A 15,644-nucleotide genomic window follows, 5' to 3' on the forward strand; every position below is an offset into this window, starting at 1 on the left:
CGGCGGCGGCCCCGCGGCGCGGGCGGTCAGCCCTTGACGGCCCGCGGTGTCCCGGCGGCCCGGCCCCGCGAGGGGCTGGGCTCCGGACGTGGCGCGCAGGCCGCGTGCCGCTCCGGCAGCCGCCCCTCCAGCAGGTACGCCTCCAGATGGCCGTTGACGCACTTGTTGGTTCCCCAGGCCACCCCGTGGTTACCGGCGTCCCGCTCGGTCACCAGCACCGACCCCCACAGGCGCCGGTGCAGTTCGAGCGCCCCGTCGTACGGCGTCGCCGCGTCCCGCTCGGCCGCGAGGATCAGCGTGGGCGGCAGCTCACCGGGCCCGGTCCGCACATCGAGCGGCTGCTGACGCGGCCCCTTCCAGTACGCGCACGGCAGGTTCGTCCACACGTTGTCCCAGGTCTCGAAGGGCGCGGTGCGCGCGAGCCGCGTGTTGTCGCGGTCCCAGACCCGCCAGTCGGTGGGCCAGGGGCCGTCGTTGCACTCGACGGCCGTGTAGACGGCGCTCGTGTTCTCCTGCTCGACGGCGGCCTCCGGGTACGGACCGGCGATCTGCACCAGCGGCTTCGGGTCGCCCTTCAGATACGCGGAGAGGGCCAGGGCACGCTGCGGCCAGAGGTCGTCGTGGTACGCGGCCTGGAGGAACGCGCCCTGCAGCTGCCCCGGTCCCACCTTGCCGCCGGCGGGCCGGGCCGCCAGCCGCGCCGCCGCCCGCTCGTAGCTCCGCAGCACCTTCTCCGAGGTGTCGCCCAGCCCGTACACCGTGTGGTGCCGGGCGGCCCAGGACCGGAAGTCCGCCCAGCGCTCCTCGAACGCGGCCGACTGGTCGAGGTTGTTGCGGTACCAGATCTGCTCGGGGTCCGGGTTCACCGCCGAGTCGAAGACCATCCGGCGTACGCGGGAGGGGAACAGCGCCGCGTACAGCGCGCCGAAGTACGTGCCGTACGACGCTCCCATGAAGGTCAGCCGCGGTTCGCGGAGCGCGGCGCGCAGGACGTCGAGGTCCCGGGCGTTGTTGAGGGAGTGGTAGTGCCGCAGCGCGCTCCCGCCCCGCCGCGCGCACTCCCGCGCGAACTCCTCGGCCCGCGCGATCCGTTCCTTCTTGTACGCCTCCGAAGGGTGGGTCGGCGCCGGTGCGGGCCCGTGGTGCAGCCGCTCGGGGTCCCGGCAGGACAGCGGCGCCGACCGGCCGACCCCGCGGGGGGCGTACCCGACGAGGTCGTACGCGGCGCCGAGCCGTTTCCACTGCGGGAGGTAGCCGAGGAGCGGGAAGAACATCCCGGAGGCCCCGGGGCCTCCGGGGTTGAAGACGAGCGCCCCCTGCCGGGCGACCTTCTTGCCCTGGCCGTCCTTGCCCGTGGCCCGGATCCGGCTGACGGTCAGCGCGATCTGTGTGCCGTCGGGGCGCGCGTAGTCGAGCGGCACCTCGACCGTCCCGCAGCGCACCCCGTCCGGCAGCCCCTCCACCGCCGGACACTTCCCGAACCGGATGCCCTCGGCCGCGGCCCGCTCCGCCACCCGCTCCGCCACCCGGCCGGTGAGCGTGTCCCCCGCGGCCGGGGGAGCGGCGAGGCCGCTCAGCAGCAGCACCGCCGCGGCGGTCACGTGGAGAACGGCAGCCCGCATGGCGAATCCCTCCGAAGCACGACAGCGACACAGGGATGTTTGGTGCGAAAGAGGGTGAATGTAAAGCACCGTCGGACGGTGTCGGCGAGGCGTTCCCTTACGGTGTCACCGCTGTTCGAACGCCGCCCGTAACTCGGGGGACTCCACGGCCCCCACTCCCCGGACGGCCACCGAGACGAGGTCCGGGACGTCGCTCCCGCTCCGGCCCGCCACGGCCTTCAGCACCCGCATCCCCTCCGGCGACGCCCACCGCGTGCCCGACGGCCCCTCGACCCTGGCGATCACGAGGCAGCTGAGCGTCAGCACCAGCGGCAGCGCGAACCACAGCGCCACCAGCGCACGGTGTTCGGCGAGCCCCTGCGCGGGCAGCGTCGACGCCAGCGCCCCGAGGCCGCACACACCGAGCGCCGCGCCCCGTACCTGGGTGACCGCGTCGGCGACCCCCGTCCGCGCGGCGTCGGGTAGGGCCAGTCCCGCCGCGACGAGCCGGTCGGAGAGGTGCCGTACGGACTCGGCGGCGGCGGCTCTGCGGCGTACGGGCGCGATCCGGGACTGTCCGCCGGGGCCTATCGCGCCTATGACCGCGCGCTCCATGTCGTCGCGGCCGTCCGGGTCCACGACGGTCGCCCAGCCGGTGTGGGCCAGCAGGACCCGGCGCCGGCAGGCCATGGAGACGAGGGTGAGGTCGGCGACGCGCGCCGGGCCGCCGGACAGGAACGCCGCCTCGTAGAGCGTGAGCCGGTGGCAGTGGTGGACGCGGTCCGCGGGGACGTCGTCGGCGGCCGCCGCCCGCAGCGAGGCCAGGCACAGTCGGGCACAGGACACGCCGGCGGCGGCCCAGGCCAGGAGGAGGAAGAGGACCCAGAGCATGGCGTGTTTCTACGCGGCGGCCGGGACCCGCGGCGGGCGATGTACGGAATCCGGAGGGAAGCTTCCCGGTCTCGTTCGTTCGTACGCCGTTACGGCCCGCAATTGCCAGGCCGCCGGGCGGTGCCCGAAGCGCTCCGGGGTGCTAGCCGTCGTCCGACGGCCCGTTGGCGGCCGGCGGCAGGGTGTAGACCGACGGGGACGGGGAGGGCGTCACCGGGATCGGCGAGCCGGGGTCGTTCGGTGTGCCGGGCGGGGCCGGGGAGCCGGTGAGGGGCGGGGCGCTCGCGGAGACGGTGTCGCGGGCGATCGCGTCGTAGTCGACGAGCCCGGTGGCCTCCAGGACCGTGATGTGGTCGAGGACGGTGGTGTTGGCGTCGTCGGCGAGGGCGCGGACCAGTGAGTTGCGGGTGGTGGCGCGGACCTGGGCGACCACGGAGAAGACCCTGCCGTGCGCCAGGCGCAGGATGTTCGCGAACTCGCGGTCGTAGGTCTCGCCCCGCGCCGCGTTCAGGGTGGTCAGCCACGCCTTCTGCTGGTCGTTCGGCTGGTTGGGCAGGGGCAGGTTCAGGCGCGCGGCGACGTCGCGGACGCGGGCGTCGAGGAAGGTGTGCCCCTCGATGAGGTGCTCACCGGCGGTCCGTACGCCCGCGGTGGTGCCCTTCGTCTCGGCCTGCTGTCCGGCGGGCAGCTCCCACAGTCCGGCCAGTCTGACCTTCGTGATGAAGTCCCGGTCCAGGGCGGACAGCGGGCCGTACCGCGTCGTCATGGTGGTCGCGTTGAGCACGCTGACCTCGGTGCCCGAGCGGTCCGCGTACGACCAGACCGGGAAGACCAGCGCGATGAGCGTCGCCGTCAGCCCGGCGACGATGAGTCCTGTGCCACTGAAAAGTCCCCCTCTGCCCCTGGTGGTTCGCATGGTGCCTCCTGCTCGCGGCACCGCGCGCTCATGCGCGACGGGTGCTGCTCGGCCTACGGACCGGTATGTTACTGCCCGGTCCGCGTCAACCGCCTTGTGCGAAGGAATGGTTGAGGAGTGGACAAAATGCTGTGGACGGGGTAGGTGAAGCGGTGGACCAACCGGGGCGAACGGGCGCAAACGACGGGAAACCCGTGCGGGAGACACGGGTTTGTTAGTCGCAGCACATCTCGGGGTGAACGCCCTGGGTCAGCGGCGAAGCAGCACCCTGCGGGTGGCTCGGGCCAGCCGGGCCGTGGGGCGCCGGGACAGCGGGGCGGGGCCCGAGCGCTCCAGCCACCACCGGCGCACCTCCCGCTGGACGTCCGCGTCACCCGGGCGGCCGGTCAGCAGGACGTGCTCGGCGAAGGACAGGGCGTCGCGCCGGTAGCCGTCGGTCATCGGGTGGCCCTGCGCGTACGCCACGAACGTCGGCCGGTACGACGGGCCGAGGATCTCCGGCAGCTCCGGCGCCACCTTCGCCACGACGTCCGCCCGCTTGGCCGCGAGGGACCGGGCCTGCACCCCCAGCCGCACCCGGTCGAACCCCTCGGGCACCGGCGTCCCCGCGACCAGCGCGGACAGCAGCGCGGCCTGCCCGAGCCCGAGCCGTTGCCGGGCGACGGGCTCGGCCTCGGGTCCGGGTCCGGGTCCGGCGACGGGCTCGGCCTCCGCGGCGGGCAGCGTCGTCGCGGGGCCGCGCACCTCGGCCTTCTCCAGCACGCCGCGGATCGACTCCAGCTCCCGCTGCAGCTCGCCCGGCTCGGGGAAGTTGTCGTCGCGCTCCAGGAGGACGCCCGGCGGGGTCACGCGGGAGGCGAGGTCGGCGAGGACGTCGAGGACCTGCCGGGGGACGGGGTGGGCGTGGCTGTCGTGCCAGACGCCGTCCCGTTCGAAGCCGCCCGCGACATGGACGTACGCGATGGCCTCGACCGGCAGCTCGTCGAGCGCCTTCGCGGGGTCCTCGCCCCGGTTGACGTGGTTGGTGTGCAGGTTCGCCACGTCGATGAGGAGCCGGACGCCGGTGCGGTCGACGAGGTCGTAGAGGAACTGTCCCTCGGTCATGTCCTCGCCGGGCCAGTTGATGAGGGCGGCGATGTTCTCCAGGGCGAGCGGCACGGGCAGCGCGTCCTGGGCGATGCGGACGTTCTCGCACAGCACGTCCAGGGCGTCCCGGGTGCGCGGCACCGGCAGCAGGTGCCCGGCCTCCAGCCGCGGCGACGCGGTGAGGGCGCCCCCGGCCCGGACGAACGCGATGTGCTCCGTGACGAGGGGGGCGCCCAGTGCCTCCACGCGCTCGGCGAGGGCGCGCAGGCGCTGCTCGTCGGGGCGGTCGGCGCCGCCGAGACCCAGGGAGACGCCGTGCGGCACCACCGTCACGCCGCGCTCGCGCAGGCGCAGCAGCGACTCGTGGACGTGGCCGGGACAGACGTTCTCGGCGACGACCTCGACCCAGTCGACACCGCCCGCCCGCCCGGCCATGCGCTCGACGGCGTCGGCGATCTCCGGCCGCCAGCCGATCCCCGTTCCCAACTGTGCGATCTGCTCCATCGTCCCCTCCTCGGTCACGTCGGCCACGGCTTCACCAGACCCTGTGCGTCTCCTCATGGCGGACCCGTGTTCCGGCGTGACGGAGTCATGGCCCCGAGGAACGGGGGCGAACCCCGGGGAGGGGACCTTCAGAGCAACATTTGAGCTTTCTACTGGACCGCCGGCTCGCCCTGGTCCTTGTTGATCTCCTCCGGGTCCGGACGGCCGGTGGGGACCTGGTTGCCCGGGAAGGGCGACGGGCGCGACTTCACGTCCGGGTTGGTGGACGGCTCGGCGGGGGGCGCCGCGGGCGGCACCTGACCGGCGACGGGCGGCGGCGGGCCGGTCGGGCTCGCGGTACCGGTGACCGAGTTCTGGGCGATGGTCGCGAAGTCGACCTCGCCGGTGGCCTCCAGGATCGTGATGTGGTCCAGCACGGTCTGGTTGGCGTCGGAGGCCAGCTGGCGGATCAGCGTGTTGCGGGTGGAGTTCCGCACGGAGGCGATCGCCGGGAAGATCTTGCCGTGGGCGGTCCGTAGCAGGTTCGCCCAGACCTTGTTGTAGTCGGCCTCGGTCTTCGCGGCGGTCATCTGGTCCAGGAAGCCCTGCTGCTCCGGAGTCGGCTGGTTGGGCAGCTCGACGCCCAGCTTCGCCGCGATGACCCGGGACCGCTTGTCGAGGTCGGTGTGGCCCACGATCAGGTGGTCGGCGGCCTCCCTGACGGCCTTGCTCCCGCTGCGCTCCAGAGCCTGCTGCCCGGCCGGCAGCTCCCACAGGCCCGCCAGCCGCACGCGGATGAGCAGGTCGCGGTCGCCGGGGGTGAGCGGCCCCCACTGCGTGGTCACCGTGTCACCGGTGAGCGCGGCCGCGGCCGTCGCGTTGCGGTTGGGGTACGAGTAGAAGATGGGATAGGCGACCGCGGTGAGCGTGCCGGCGATCGCCAGGGCGACGAGGACTGAGCCCTTGGAGCGTCGCAAAAGAGCCTCCCGGAGGAAACCAACTGATCGTTGGGGTCTGACTGTTGCTTGGGGTGCGGCGGGTGAGCGCCGGGTGTGCCTGGTCCGTGGCCGCCGCTCGGGGGCGGGTCCGGGGCCGCGTCAGATCGTGCCGTTGGCGATGGCGTCGAAGTCGACCTGGCCGGTCTTCTCCAGCATCGTGATGTGGTCGAGCACGGTCTGGTTGGTGTCCGAGGCCAGCTGGCGCACCAGGGTGTTCTCGGTCTGGTTCCGGATCGTCCCGATGGCCGGGAAGATCTTGCCGTGGGCGGAACGCAGCAGGTTGGCCCACACCCGGTCGAACTGGTCGTCCGTGGCGTTGTCCATCTGCTGGAGGAAGCCCTGCTGCTGCTCGTTCGGCACGTTCGGCAGCTCCACGCCCAGCTGGGACGCCACGGCCCGCACCCGTTCGTCGAGGTCCTTGTGGCCCACGATCAGGTGGTCCGCCGCCTCCTTCACCTGGGGGCTGCTCGACCGCGCCATCGCCTTCTCGGCGGCGGGCAGCTCCCACAGCCCGGCGAGCCGCACGCGGATGATCAGGTCCCGGTCGGAGGCCGTCAGCGGCCCCCACTGGGTGTTCACCGAACCGGCGGCCATGTTGGCCTGGGCGGTGCCCGAGCGGTCGGCGTAGGACCATACCGGGAACGCCAGCGCGCCTACGGTGACGACGAGAGCCAGGCCGGCGATGAGCGAGCCGTTGAGACGCCGCAAAGTGATCCTCCCGGATGATGCCAACTGGTCGTTGGGACAGTTGCTTGGCCAGTGCCGGAAGATACGTGCGCAGCCCCGGAGTTGTTCAACGGGCTCGAAACCCGCTGAGGAGGTCCGGTCAGGCGGACACGATTCAGCGGGGGTACGGCCGGGGGGCTCAGGCGTGCAGGGCCCGGTGGTCGGCGACCACGGTGCTGGAGCCCGGGGCGACCTCCGTGAAGCCCGCGTCGCGGACGAGGGGGAGGCCGGAGGCGGTGAGGGCTGTCCAGTGGGCCGGGGTGGTGGTGCGGACCGCGAGAGGGAAGCCCGCGTCCCGCCAGGTGGCCCGGGCCGGGGCGTCGAGGTCCCACCACGCGAGCTGGGCGCCGTGACCGGCCTGGGCCATCGCCTTGCCCGCCGACATCTCGACCTCGGGGTTCAGCCAGAGCACCGGGGCGGCGGGGTCGGGCTCGGCCGGTGGTGCGGGATCGTCGAGGTCCGTGCCGGAGACCTGGAGGCGGGCCAGGTCCTTGGGCCAGCCGTCGAGGGGGACCGGCGGGAAGACGCGTACCTCGGCCGATCCGCCCGCCACGGTGATCCCCGGCAGCGCCTCGGCCCGCCGCCACTCCGCTCCGCGCGCCCGCCGGACCACCTTCCGGATCCGGGCGTCCTGCCAGCTCCGCATCGCCTCGGCCCATTCCCCGTCGCCCAGTGACCGCGCGTCGCTCAGCATCACCAGCACCGCCCGCGCCGCCGTCTCCAACGCGTCCGTACGCGCCGGGGGAGCGCCCCGCTCGATGCGCGCGACCAGGGGCAGCACGAACTGCGGCGCCTCGTCGCGCGCGGTCCGCTCGTCCCGGAAGGGGCTGTCCTCGGGGGCGGCGGGGGCGGCGGGGGTGGTGGGGGCCGGGGCGGGGATCGGGTCGCTCGTGGTCACCCGCCCAGTCTGCCAGGCGAAAAGAGCCGGCCCCCGCCCCGCGCTCGTTCGCCTGTACGAGGATGGGGGCATGGAACGTGAGTTACCGCTGAGGCTGGAAGGGGTCGGCCGCCGCTACGGATTCCGGGGACCCTGGGTGCTGCGCGACGTCGACCTGGAGATCGCCCCCGGCACGCTGACCCGGGTCGAGGGCGCGAACGGCACCGGCAAGTCGACGCTCCTCCGCGTCCTCGCCGGGCTCGACGCGCCCACGGTGGGCCGGGCCACAGGGCGCCCGCGCACGGCGTACGTCCCCGAACGCTTCCCCGCCGCGCTGCCGTTCACCGCCGCCGAGTACCTCACCCACCTCGGCGCCGTCCACGGCCTGGACCGCCCGGCCGCCGCCCGCGCCGCCGCCGGGTGGCTGGAGCGCTTCGGGGCCGCCGAGTACGCCCGTACGCCCATGGGGGAGCTGTCCAAGGGCAGCAGCCAGAAGGTCGCCGTGGCCCAGGCCCTGCTCGCCGCACCGGAGTTGCTCGTCCTCGACGAGGCGTGGACCGGCCTGGACGCCGACGTCCGCGAGGAGCTGGAGCGCGCGGTGGTCGAGCGGACCGCCGCCGGGGCCGCGGTGGTGTTCGTGGACCATGACCCGCGGCGACTCGCGGGGGCGCCTGACGCGACGTACGCGGTGGTCGGGGGCGCGCTCGCTCTCCTGGAGGGGACGGGAACCGCGCGAGCGGAGGCGGCGGCGGACGAGACGCCGGCCGCTGTGGTGGTCGAGGGGCGTGCGCCTTCGGGGCGGCACGTCCCGCAGTCGGCGCGGGCCTTGGCGACCCTCGTCGAGGAGACGGGCTCCGGGACACACCGGTTCACCGTCCCGGCGGCGGCCTCGGACGCGCTGCTCAGGGCGTTGCTGGAGGCCCGCCCCGCGTGGCACGTGGTGAGCGTGGGCCCGGCACCCGCGGCCACCCCGACCGAACCGGAACCCGCGCTGGAAGGCGAACGCTCCTGATGACCGCACTCCTCCGCTACCAGGCAGCCCTCCTCGTCCGCTCCCAGCGCTGGCTCCCGCCCGTCATCCTGTACGCGGCGTTCCTCGCCATCGGTGTGCAGAGCGGGCAGCCGGTGCTCGACTCTCTCGGCTACACGGCCGCCGCGCTCCTGCCCGTCTCCGCCTGGCTGATGCGGATCTGCGTCACCAACGAGCCCCCCGCCGCACGCAGTTGTACGGCGGCGGCGGCCGGACCCGGCCGGGCGCACCTGGCCTGCGTCCTCGTCGCCTTCTCGGCGGCGGCGCTCCTCGGGACGGTGGCCACGGTCCTCGTCACGATCATCAGCGCGCCCACGAGCACGGACCACCAGACCCGGGTCGAGTCGCTCCCGGCGGCCGGCGCCGGGCTGCTGGCCGCGCTCGTCTGCGCCCTCCTCGGCACGGCCGTCGGCGCGCTCACGAACTGGCCGCTGCTGCGCTCGACGGGCCGGGCCGTGCCCGCTCTGCTGCTGGGCGCGCTGCTGGCCCTGGTGGTGGCCGGTTCCCCGGCCCGGATCGCGGTCACCGCCCTGGTCGACGGCTCGCGGCGGGCGACGGTCCCGGTCCCCGTCCTGCCCCTGATCGCGGCAGGGCTGCTGACGGCGGCCGCGACCGCCGTGGCGTGCGCCCTGACGGCGCGCCGCTCAGCCTGAACAGGCGGTCCGCTCGGCCTCCCGCCACTCGCACACCGGGCACAGGGTGATCCCCTTGTGGGACTCCGGGTACTCGGTGGGCTTTTGGCACAGGACGCACTCGGCGAAGGGCGGGCCGTCGTCCGCGGCCGGGGCGGGCCCCTGAGCCGCGGACGTCTCTTCGGTGCCGCAGTAGTCGCTCATACGTCCAGCGTAGAACGATCAGCCGGTACCGGACCCGCGGCCGAACGCCCCCTCCGCCTTCGCCGCCGTTGCCGCCGTCGTCCCGACCAGCTCCGACACCTTCACGAAGCGGAACCCGCGCGCCCGAAGCACCGGCACGATCTTCGCCACGGCCCGCTCCGTGACCGGCGCGGCGCTGCGCGTGCAGTGCATGACCACCACGGACCCCGGCCGCACCCCGTCCAGCACCTGCCGCACCACGTCGTCCGCGTCCGTCGCGAACGCGTCCCCGCTCACCACGTCCCACTGCACCGCCGTCACCCCGGACGCGCTGAGCCTGCGCAGCGCGCGGCTGTCGTAGCAGCCGCCGGGGAACCGGAAGTACGGCATCGGGTCCGTCACCCCCGCCTCCCGGAACACCCGGTAGGCGCGCTCCAGATCCGCCCGCATGCGCTCCGGCGTTATGGTGGGCAGGCCGTGGCAGTTCTCGGTGAAGGCGTGATGGCTGTACGAGTGGTTCGCCACCTCGAACAGGGGGTCCCGCCCGATGGACCGCGCCTGGATCGGGTACTCCTCGACCCACCGCCCCGTCATGAACACCGTGGCCGGAACCTTCAGCCGGCGCAGCGCCGCGATCAGTTCCGGATTGTCGAACCGTTCACCGGCGGCGGCCCTGTCCCCCTGGTCCGGCGTCATGTCCGCGTCGAAGGTGAGCGCGACGGTCTTGTCCCTACGGCTCCGCAGACCGTGCTCGAACACCGGGGTCAGCCCCGCCGGACCCGGCGCGAGCGTGGGCGGCCGGGACGACGACACGGCCGTGGGGCTCGCGGTGGCATTGACGATGCGCGTGGAGGCGTGCGGCGCGCCACAGGCGGCGAGGGCGGCGCCGAGCGCGCCGAGTGCGCAGAGCGCGGTGATTCTTCGTACAGGGCTGATCACCGTACGAAAGTTACGGCGATGGGGTCAGCGGACAGTCGGATTGGCTGCCGGATTACAAGGAGTCCGGCACGAAGTCACCCACCTGGGCGATGAAGGGGGCCCAGGCGACGGGGGAGAGAGTCAGCTCCGGGCCGGCGGGGATCTTGGAGTCACGGACGTGGATGGTGGAGGGGTGGGTGGCGACTTCTACGCAGTCGTCGCCTTGGGCGCTGCTGTAGCTGCTCTTGGTCCAGTGAGGTCCAGTGGTGCTCATAGTTCTCCTCGCATTCGCCTCAACAGGCCCACGGATTCCTGCGGGGAGAGGGCCTGTGAACGCAGTCTGGCATAGCGCAGGGAGAGCTTGGCCACCTCCTTCTTGTCGGCGATCAGGCGCCCGCTCTCCTGCCCCTCCGAGTAGGCGTACCGCTGTGTATCGGGGGTTTCGAGGAGGCGGATGGGGCCGGCCAGACAGGCGTGGTGCTCGGTGCGCGCGGGCATGATCTGGAGGGTCACGTTGCGCAACTCGCTTGCCGCCAGCAGGCGATCGAGCAGAGCCCGGCACACGTCCGCGCCCCCGAGGCGGCGCATGACGACGGACTCTTCGACGATGAAGTCGAAGGTGGTTCTGGGTTTGTCGCGGAACAGCCTCTGGCGTTGCATGCGGGCCGCGACGAGCGCCTCCAACTCCTCGTCGGGAAGCGGTGGAACGTCCTCGTCGCACAACGCCCTCACATACGACTCCGGTTGCAGCAACCCCGGCACCAGACGGCACTCGTATGTGCACAGGCTGATCGCCTGGGCCTCCAGCTTCGCCCACCGCCGGAACCACGACGCCAACCCCGGCTGTCGCGAGACATGCCTCGCCGCCCGCACCAACGCCCCCGTGCTCCCCAGCACTTCGTCCGCCCGCTCCACGAACACCTCGTCCGCCATCCGCCTCCCCAGCTCGATCGAGGCGACCGTGTGGACGCTGAACCGCACCAGCGGCGCGAACCGCTCCCTCGTGTACCCGTGATGCTCCCGCAGCGCCTGTACGAACGCCCCGAACGTCTTCAGACTGTCGGACGGGTCCGGCTCCCAGTCGACACTCACGCGCGGCCACCTCCAGATGAGTTCGGACTCCCCCACGATCAACTCACCCAGCGTCACGAACGGTTACGCGTACTGTCCATCGAACAGGGATGTACGGCGGTGGCCCGTACATCCCTGTTCGGTCACGCATCAGCTAACGGTCACGTACGACGCCACGGCCCCGTCACCGCGAAGGTCGTCCCCGGGGTGTAGCAGTTGACGTACATCGTCCGGCCGTCGGGGGAGAAGGTGACGCCGGCGAACTCGCCCCATTCGGGGTCGGTCGGGGTACCGATGTTCTGGGCGTTGCGGGCCATGGCATAGACCTCGCCGCGGCGGGTGACGCCGTAGACGTGCTGGGCGCCGTTGCCGTCCTCGCAGACCATGAGGCCGCCCGAGGGGGCGAGGCAGATGTTGTCGGGGGACTCGCCGGGGAGCTGGAGGTCGGTGTCGGGGCCGAAGGCGATCACCAGCGTGAGGGTGCGGTGGTCGGGGTCGTAGCGCCAGATCTGGCCGTAGTGGTCGGCGGCCGAACCGTCCGCGCTGCGGGCGAAGGAAGAGACGAAGTACACGCAGCGGCCGCCCCAGTAGCAGCCTTCGAGTTTCTGCGCGTGGGTGATGCCCTTGGGGCCGAAGTCCTGGTGGCGGATGGCCGTCGTCGTGGCCAGGGGGTCGGGGACGTCGACCCACTCGATGCCGTCGAAGCGGGCTCCGGGCTCCTGGACGGGGGAGAGGTCGGGTACGCCCGGGACCCGCATCGCCTGGAGGCGGCCACCCGCGCGGAGGGAACCGAGGCCGCCCTTGGGCTTGTCGGGAAGGAAGCGGTAGAAGAGGCCGAAGGGGCGCTCGAAGGCGTCCTCCGTCTCGTAGACGACACCGCGCTTCGGGTCGACGGCGATCGCCTCGTGCTGGAAGCGGCCCATCGCCGTCAGGGGCACGGCGCCCGAGCGGCGCGGGTCGGCCGCGTCCACCTCGAAGATGAAGCCGTGGTCCTTGGTGTAGCCGTTGGTGCCCGCTCTGTCCTCGGTCTCCTCGCAGGTCAGCCAGGTGCCCCAAGGGGTGGGTCCGCCGGCGCAGTTGACGGCTGTGCCGGCGATGGCGACGCCCTCCGCGAGGACCTTGCCGCGGGCGTCGAGTGTCAGGGACGTACAGCCGCCCTTGCCCATCGGGTCGTAGGTCAGGCCCTCGACCGTGGGGACCGGGATGCGGCCGGTGGCACGGTTCTCGTGGTTGCGGACGAGGTGGACCCGTCCGTGTCTGCCGGGGAAGGCGGACATGCCGTCGTGGTTGCTGGGGACCAGGCCCTCGCCGGAGCGCAGGGCGTCGCCCTCGCGGGAGAGGACCTGATAGCGGAAACCTTTCGGCAGGTCGAGCAGACCGTTCGGGTCGGGGATCAGGGGGCCGTAGCCGGAGTGGCCGAGGTCGCTCTGCGCGGCGGCCGAGCCCGCGAAGAGTTCGCCGAGGGCTCCGGTGAACGCGATACCTGCGACGCCTGCGCCGGAACGGGCGAGGGCCTGGCGGCGGGTCACTGACACGGGATTACCTTCCTGTTGGCGGACAGGATGTGACCCGCCTGTGTGTATCACGAGGTCACGGCCGCGTGAACCACGCGCGTAGAAGGAAGCGGAGGAGTCGCCCCCGTGTCACTCGGTCGGAGGGGGAGCGGACGCGGGGGGCGGGGAGGGCGGCCGGGGCCGCCCCGGCGGGTCCGGCGGGGGGCCCGCCTGGGCGCGTTCCAGGAAGCGCAGGAGTTCCACCGGGAAGGGGAGGACGAGGGTGGAGTTCTTCTCCGCCGCGACCGCCACCACCGTCTGCAGCAGGCGCAGTTGCAGGGCGGCGGGCTGCTCGGACATCTGCTGGGCGGCTTCCGCGAGCTTCTTGGAGGCCTGCAGCTCCGCGTCGGCGTTGATGATGCGGGCCCGGCGTTCGCGGTCGGCCTCGGCCTGGCGGGCCATGGAGCGCTTCATGGTGTCGGGGAGGGAGACGTCCTTGATCTCCACGCGGTCGATGGTGACGCCCCACTCCACGGCGGGGCTGTCGATCATCAGCTCCAGCCCCTGGTTGAGCTTCTCGCGATTGGAGAGCAGGTCGTCGAGGTCGCTCTTGCCGATGATCGAACGCAGGGAGGTCTGGGCCATCTGGGAGACGGCGAAGCGGTAGTCCTCGACCCGGACGACGGCGTTGGCCGCGTCCACGACCTGGAAGTAGACGACCGCGTCGACGCGTACGGTGACGTTGTCGCGGGTGATGCCCTCCTGCGCCGGGACGGGCATCGTCACGATCTGCATGTTGACCTTGCGGATGTGGTCGATGCCGGGGACGACCATGGTGAACCCGGGGCTTCTGGGGGCGCCCCGCAGCCGGCCGAGGCGGAAGACCACGCCTCGCTCGTACTGCTTGACGACCCGGGCCGCGGCGGCGACGTAGACGACCGCGGCGGAGCCGACCGCCGCGGCGGTGATGAGCAGCGTCTCGACCATGACGACCCCCTTGAGTCGTCCGCTATCGGTGCGAGTACCACGATATGCCGGAGTCGGGGGGCGGGGCGACTGTCGGCCGGGGGTGGGTTTCGCTCACCGGCGCCTGCCTGCCGGGCGGGCGGGCGGGATGGGGCGCCGGGGAGGGGGCGGACGGGCGGACGGAGCGGACCGGTGCCCCGGCGGTAGGCCGGGGCACCGGGCGCCGGGGCCGGGTCAGGAGGTGCCCGAGGTCGCCTTCTCCAGTTCCGGCACCGTCATGCGGACCGGTTCCGTGCCCGTCGCGCTGTGGCGGGAGGCCCAGTTCTCCAGGGCCGTGCGGCAGGCGTGATCGAGGTGGTGCAGGCCGGTGAGGTGGAGCTCCACCGGGCGGTCCTGGGGGAGGGACTCCAGGTTGTCGAGGATCTTCGGCAGGCGCAGGAAGGTCGCGTTGCCGGAGAGGTGGGCCTGGACGGGCCCGGCGCCCTTGTCGACGACCTCCAGCCTGATGTGCGAGGCCTCCCAGGCGGTCTTGGCCACGGAGAGGGCCAGACCGATCAGCACGCCCTCGAACATGTTGATCGCGACGATCGCCACCGCCGTGGCGACCAGGATCAGCGCCTCGCCCCGGTGGGTGCGCCACAGGGAGGCGACCTCACGGAACGGGATCAGCTTGAAGCCCGCGTGGACGAGGATGCCGGCCAGGGCGGGCAGCGGGATCAGGGCGAGGGCGCCCGGCAGCAGGGCCGCGAAGAGCAGCAGCCAGACGCCGTGCAGGACGCGGGACGCCTTCGTCCGCGCGCCGGCCTGGAGGTTGGCGGAGCTGCGCACGATCACGGCCGTCATGGGCAGCGCGCCCAGCAGCCCGCACACGGTGTTGCCCGCGCCCTGGGCCATCAGCTCCTTGTCGTAGGCGGTGCGCGGACCGTCGTGCATCCGGTCCACGGCCGCCGCGCTGAACAGACTCTCGGCGGAGGCGATGAGGGTGAAGGCGAGGATCGTGCCGAGGATCGCCACGTCCGCCAGCCGGCCGAAGGCGTCGAGGCCGGGGGGCTGGATGGCGTCCAGCAGCCCCTTCACCTCGACGTGTGCCACCGGCAGGCTGAAGACGAGGCCGGCGAGCGTGGCCAGCAGGACCGCGACGAGGGCGCCGGGGACCAGCTGGGCCTTCTTCGGCAGGCGCTTCCACAGCACCATCACAGCGACGGTGCCCGCGCCGATCGCCAGCGAGGCGAGCGCGGCGGTGGAGCCGAGGGCGTCGGCGGCGGCGCCGGGCAGGCCCGTGATCTTGTCGATGCCGGAGGCGGGGGCCTTCAGACCGGCCGCCGCGTAGAGCTGGCCCGCGATGATCACGAGGCCGATGCCGGCGAGCATGCCCTCGACGACGGAGACGGATATCGCGCGGAACCAGCGGCCCAGCTTCAGCGCGCCCATGGCGAGCTGGAGCAGACCGGCGGCGAGCACGATCACCCCGAGGGCGGGCAGCCCGAACTGGCGTACGGCCTCGAAGACCAGCACGGTCAGACCGGCCGCCGGGCCGGAGACCTGGAGGCTGCTGCCGGGCATCAGACCGGCGACGAGACCGCCCACGATGCCGGTGACCAGGCCGAGTTCGGCCGGGACACCGGAGGCGACGGCGACGCCCACGCACAGCGGGAGGGCGACCAGGAACACGACGAGCGAGGCGCCGAAGTCCTGCCGCAGATGGGGGAACCTGGATATGAGGGGGGACGCGGACGAGGCGGGGGGCATGGAGGTCCTGGAACTCTCGGAGGG

At 72.8% G+C, this 15,644-nt stretch carries 16 protein-coding genes; 2 read left to right on the forward strand and 14 right to left on the reverse strand.

Going from position 1 to position 15,644, the window contains the following annotated elements:
• Positions 1 to 26: 26 nt before the first annotated feature.
• From STRBO_RS0110815 to STRBO_RS0110845, 7 genes are all read right to left on the reverse strand, one after another.
• A complete protein-coding gene (locus tag STRBO_RS0110815) occupies positions 27 to 1,622 on the reverse strand; it encodes an alpha/beta hydrolase (RefSeq protein WP_005481892.1) in 1,596 nt (531 codons plus the stop codon).
• Positions 1,623 to 1,727: 105 nt separating this feature from the next.
• On the reverse strand, positions 1,728 to 2,492 hold the full coding sequence (locus STRBO_RS0110820; RefSeq protein ID WP_005481893.1) for a TIGR04222 domain-containing membrane protein: 765 nt from the start codon (positions 2,490 to 2,492) through the stop codon (positions 1,728 to 1,730).
• A 142-nt stretch (positions 2,493 to 2,634) separates the two neighbouring features.
• Positions 2,635 to 3,408: a DUF4142 domain-containing protein gene (locus tag STRBO_RS0110825; RefSeq protein WP_005481894.1), complete on the reverse strand. Its 774-nt coding sequence runs from the start codon at positions 3,406 to 3,408 to the stop codon at positions 2,635 to 2,637.
• Positions 3,409 to 3,657: 249 nt separating this feature from the next.
• Complete coding sequence (locus tag STRBO_RS0110830; protein WP_037627818.1) at positions 3,658 to 4,998, reverse strand: MbnB/TglH/ChrH family RiPP precursor modification enzyme; 1,341 nt, start codon at positions 4,996 to 4,998, stop codon at positions 3,658 to 3,660.
• 149 nt (positions 4,999 to 5,147) lie between these two features.
• A complete protein-coding gene (locus STRBO_RS0110835; RefSeq protein WP_005481896.1) occupies positions 5,148 to 5,954 on the reverse strand; it encodes a DUF4142 domain-containing protein in 807 nt (268 codons plus the stop codon).
• A 120-nt stretch (positions 5,955 to 6,074) separates the two neighbouring features.
• Entirely contained in the window at positions 6,075 to 6,683 is a 609-nt protein-coding gene (locus STRBO_RS0110840; RefSeq protein WP_005481898.1) for a DUF4142 domain-containing protein, read from the reverse strand.
• 157 nt (positions 6,684 to 6,840) lie between these two features.
• A complete protein-coding gene (locus STRBO_RS0110845; RefSeq protein WP_005481900.1) occupies positions 6,841 to 7,599 on the reverse strand; it encodes a peptidyl-tRNA hydrolase in 759 nt (252 codons plus the stop codon).
• Between the two features lie 70 nt (positions 7,600 to 7,669).
• Here STRBO_RS0110845 and STRBO_RS43730 point away from each other — a divergent pair, with 70 nt between their 5' ends.
• Together STRBO_RS43730 and STRBO_RS43735 are read left to right on the forward strand one after the other, a co-directional pair.
• A complete protein-coding gene (locus STRBO_RS43730) occupies positions 7,670 to 8,590 on the forward strand; it encodes an ABC transporter ATP-binding protein (protein ID WP_020114184.1) in 921 nt (306 codons plus the stop codon).
• Positions 8,590 to 9,261 (forward strand): hypothetical protein, encoded by a 672-nt coding sequence (locus STRBO_RS43735; protein WP_005481903.1) that lies wholly within the window; start codon positions 8,590 to 8,592, stop codon positions 9,259 to 9,261. Before STRBO_RS43730 ends, STRBO_RS43735 begins: the two co-directional genes overlap by 1 nt.
• Here the strand turns inward: STRBO_RS43735 and STRBO_RS0110860 are convergent.
• The 7 genes from STRBO_RS0110860 to STRBO_RS0110890 all read right to left on the reverse strand — a co-directional run bounded on the left by STRBO_RS0110860 (position 9,253) and on the right by STRBO_RS0110890 (position 15,620).
• Entirely contained in the window at positions 9,253 to 9,444 is a 192-nt protein-coding gene (locus tag STRBO_RS0110860; RefSeq protein ID WP_005481904.1) for a hypothetical protein, read from the reverse strand. The two genes, STRBO_RS43735 and STRBO_RS0110860, sit on opposite strands and share 9 nt — an antisense overlap.
• An 18-nt stretch (positions 9,445 to 9,462) precedes the next feature.
• Positions 9,463 to 10,362 carry a polysaccharide deacetylase family protein gene (locus STRBO_RS0110865; protein ID WP_005481906.1) on the reverse strand — a complete coding sequence of 300 codons (900 nt, stop codon included), beginning with the start codon at positions 10,360 to 10,362 and terminating at the stop codon, positions 9,463 to 9,465.
• 52 nt (positions 10,363 to 10,414) lie between these two features.
• The gene (locus STRBO_RS0110870) at positions 10,415 to 10,615 is read right to left on the reverse strand and encodes a DUF397 domain-containing protein (RefSeq protein ID WP_005481907.1); all 201 of its coding nucleotides are present in this window, start codon (positions 10,613 to 10,615) and stop codon (positions 10,415 to 10,417) included.
• Positions 10,612 to 11,433, reverse strand: coding sequence for a helix-turn-helix domain-containing protein (locus tag STRBO_RS0110875; protein WP_245170585.1), 822 nt, complete (start codon positions 11,431 to 11,433; stop codon positions 10,612 to 10,614). The genes STRBO_RS0110870 and STRBO_RS0110875 overlap by 4 nt, the downstream gene beginning before the upstream one ends.
• 140 nt (positions 11,434 to 11,573) lie before the next feature.
• Positions 11,574 to 12,941, reverse strand: coding sequence for a PhoX family protein (locus tag STRBO_RS0110880; protein ID WP_005481909.1), 1,368 nt, complete (start codon positions 12,939 to 12,941; stop codon positions 11,574 to 11,576).
• A gap of 114 nt (positions 12,942 to 13,055) precedes the next feature.
• A complete protein-coding gene (locus STRBO_RS0110885) occupies positions 13,056 to 13,892 on the reverse strand; it encodes a slipin family protein (RefSeq protein WP_005481910.1) in 837 nt (278 codons plus the stop codon).
• 213 nt (positions 13,893 to 14,105) lie between these two features.
• Positions 14,106 to 15,620, reverse strand: a complete 1,515-nt coding sequence (locus STRBO_RS0110890; RefSeq protein WP_051085353.1) for a SulP family inorganic anion transporter — start codon at positions 15,618 to 15,620, stop codon at positions 14,106 to 14,108.
• Positions 15,621 to 15,644 lie beyond the last annotated feature (24 nt).

Source organism: Streptomyces bottropensis ATCC 25435 (assembly GCF_000383595.1).
Taxonomy (GTDB): Bacteria; Actinomycetota; Actinomycetes; order Streptomycetales; family Streptomycetaceae; genus Streptomyces; species Streptomyces bottropensis.

Bases quoted from the DNA above. Each gene is read 5' to 3' on its own strand.
- STRBO_RS0110815 (WP_005481892.1), bottom strand. From the start codon at position 1,622: ATGCGGGCTGCCGTTCTCCACGTGACCGCCGCGGCGGTGCTGCTGCTG.
- STRBO_RS0110820 (WP_005481893.1), bottom strand. From the start codon at position 2,492: ATGCTCTGGGTCCTCTTCCTCCTCCTGGCCTGGGCCGCCGCCGGCGTG.
- STRBO_RS0110825 (WP_005481894.1), bottom strand. From the start codon at position 3,408: ATGCGAACCACCAGGGGCAGAGGGGGACTTTTCAGTGGCACAGGACTC.
- STRBO_RS0110830 (WP_037627818.1), bottom strand. From the start codon at position 4,998: ATGGAGCAGATCGCACAGTTGGGAACGGGGATCGGCTGGCGGCCGGAG.
- STRBO_RS43730 (WP_020114184.1), top strand. From the start codon at position 7,670: ATGGAACGTGAGTTACCGCTGAGGCTGGAAGGGGTCGGCCGCCGCTAC.
- STRBO_RS43735 (WP_005481903.1), top strand. From the start codon at position 8,590: ATGACCGCACTCCTCCGCTACCAGGCAGCCCTCCTCGTCCGCTCCCAG.
- STRBO_RS0110860 (WP_005481904.1), bottom strand. From the start codon at position 9,444: ATGAGCGACTACTGCGGCACCGAAGAGACGTCCGCGGCTCAGGGGCCC.
- STRBO_RS0110870 (WP_005481907.1), bottom strand. From the start codon at position 10,615: ATGAGCACCACTGGACCTCACTGGACCAAGAGCAGCTACAGCAGCGCC.
- STRBO_RS0110885 (WP_005481910.1), bottom strand. From the start codon at position 13,892: ATGGTCGAGACGCTGCTCATCACCGCCGCGGCGGTCGGCTCCGCCGCG.
- STRBO_RS0110890 (WP_051085353.1), bottom strand. From the start codon at position 15,620: ATGCCCCCCGCCTCGTCCGCGTCCCCCCTCATATCCAGGTTCCCCCAT.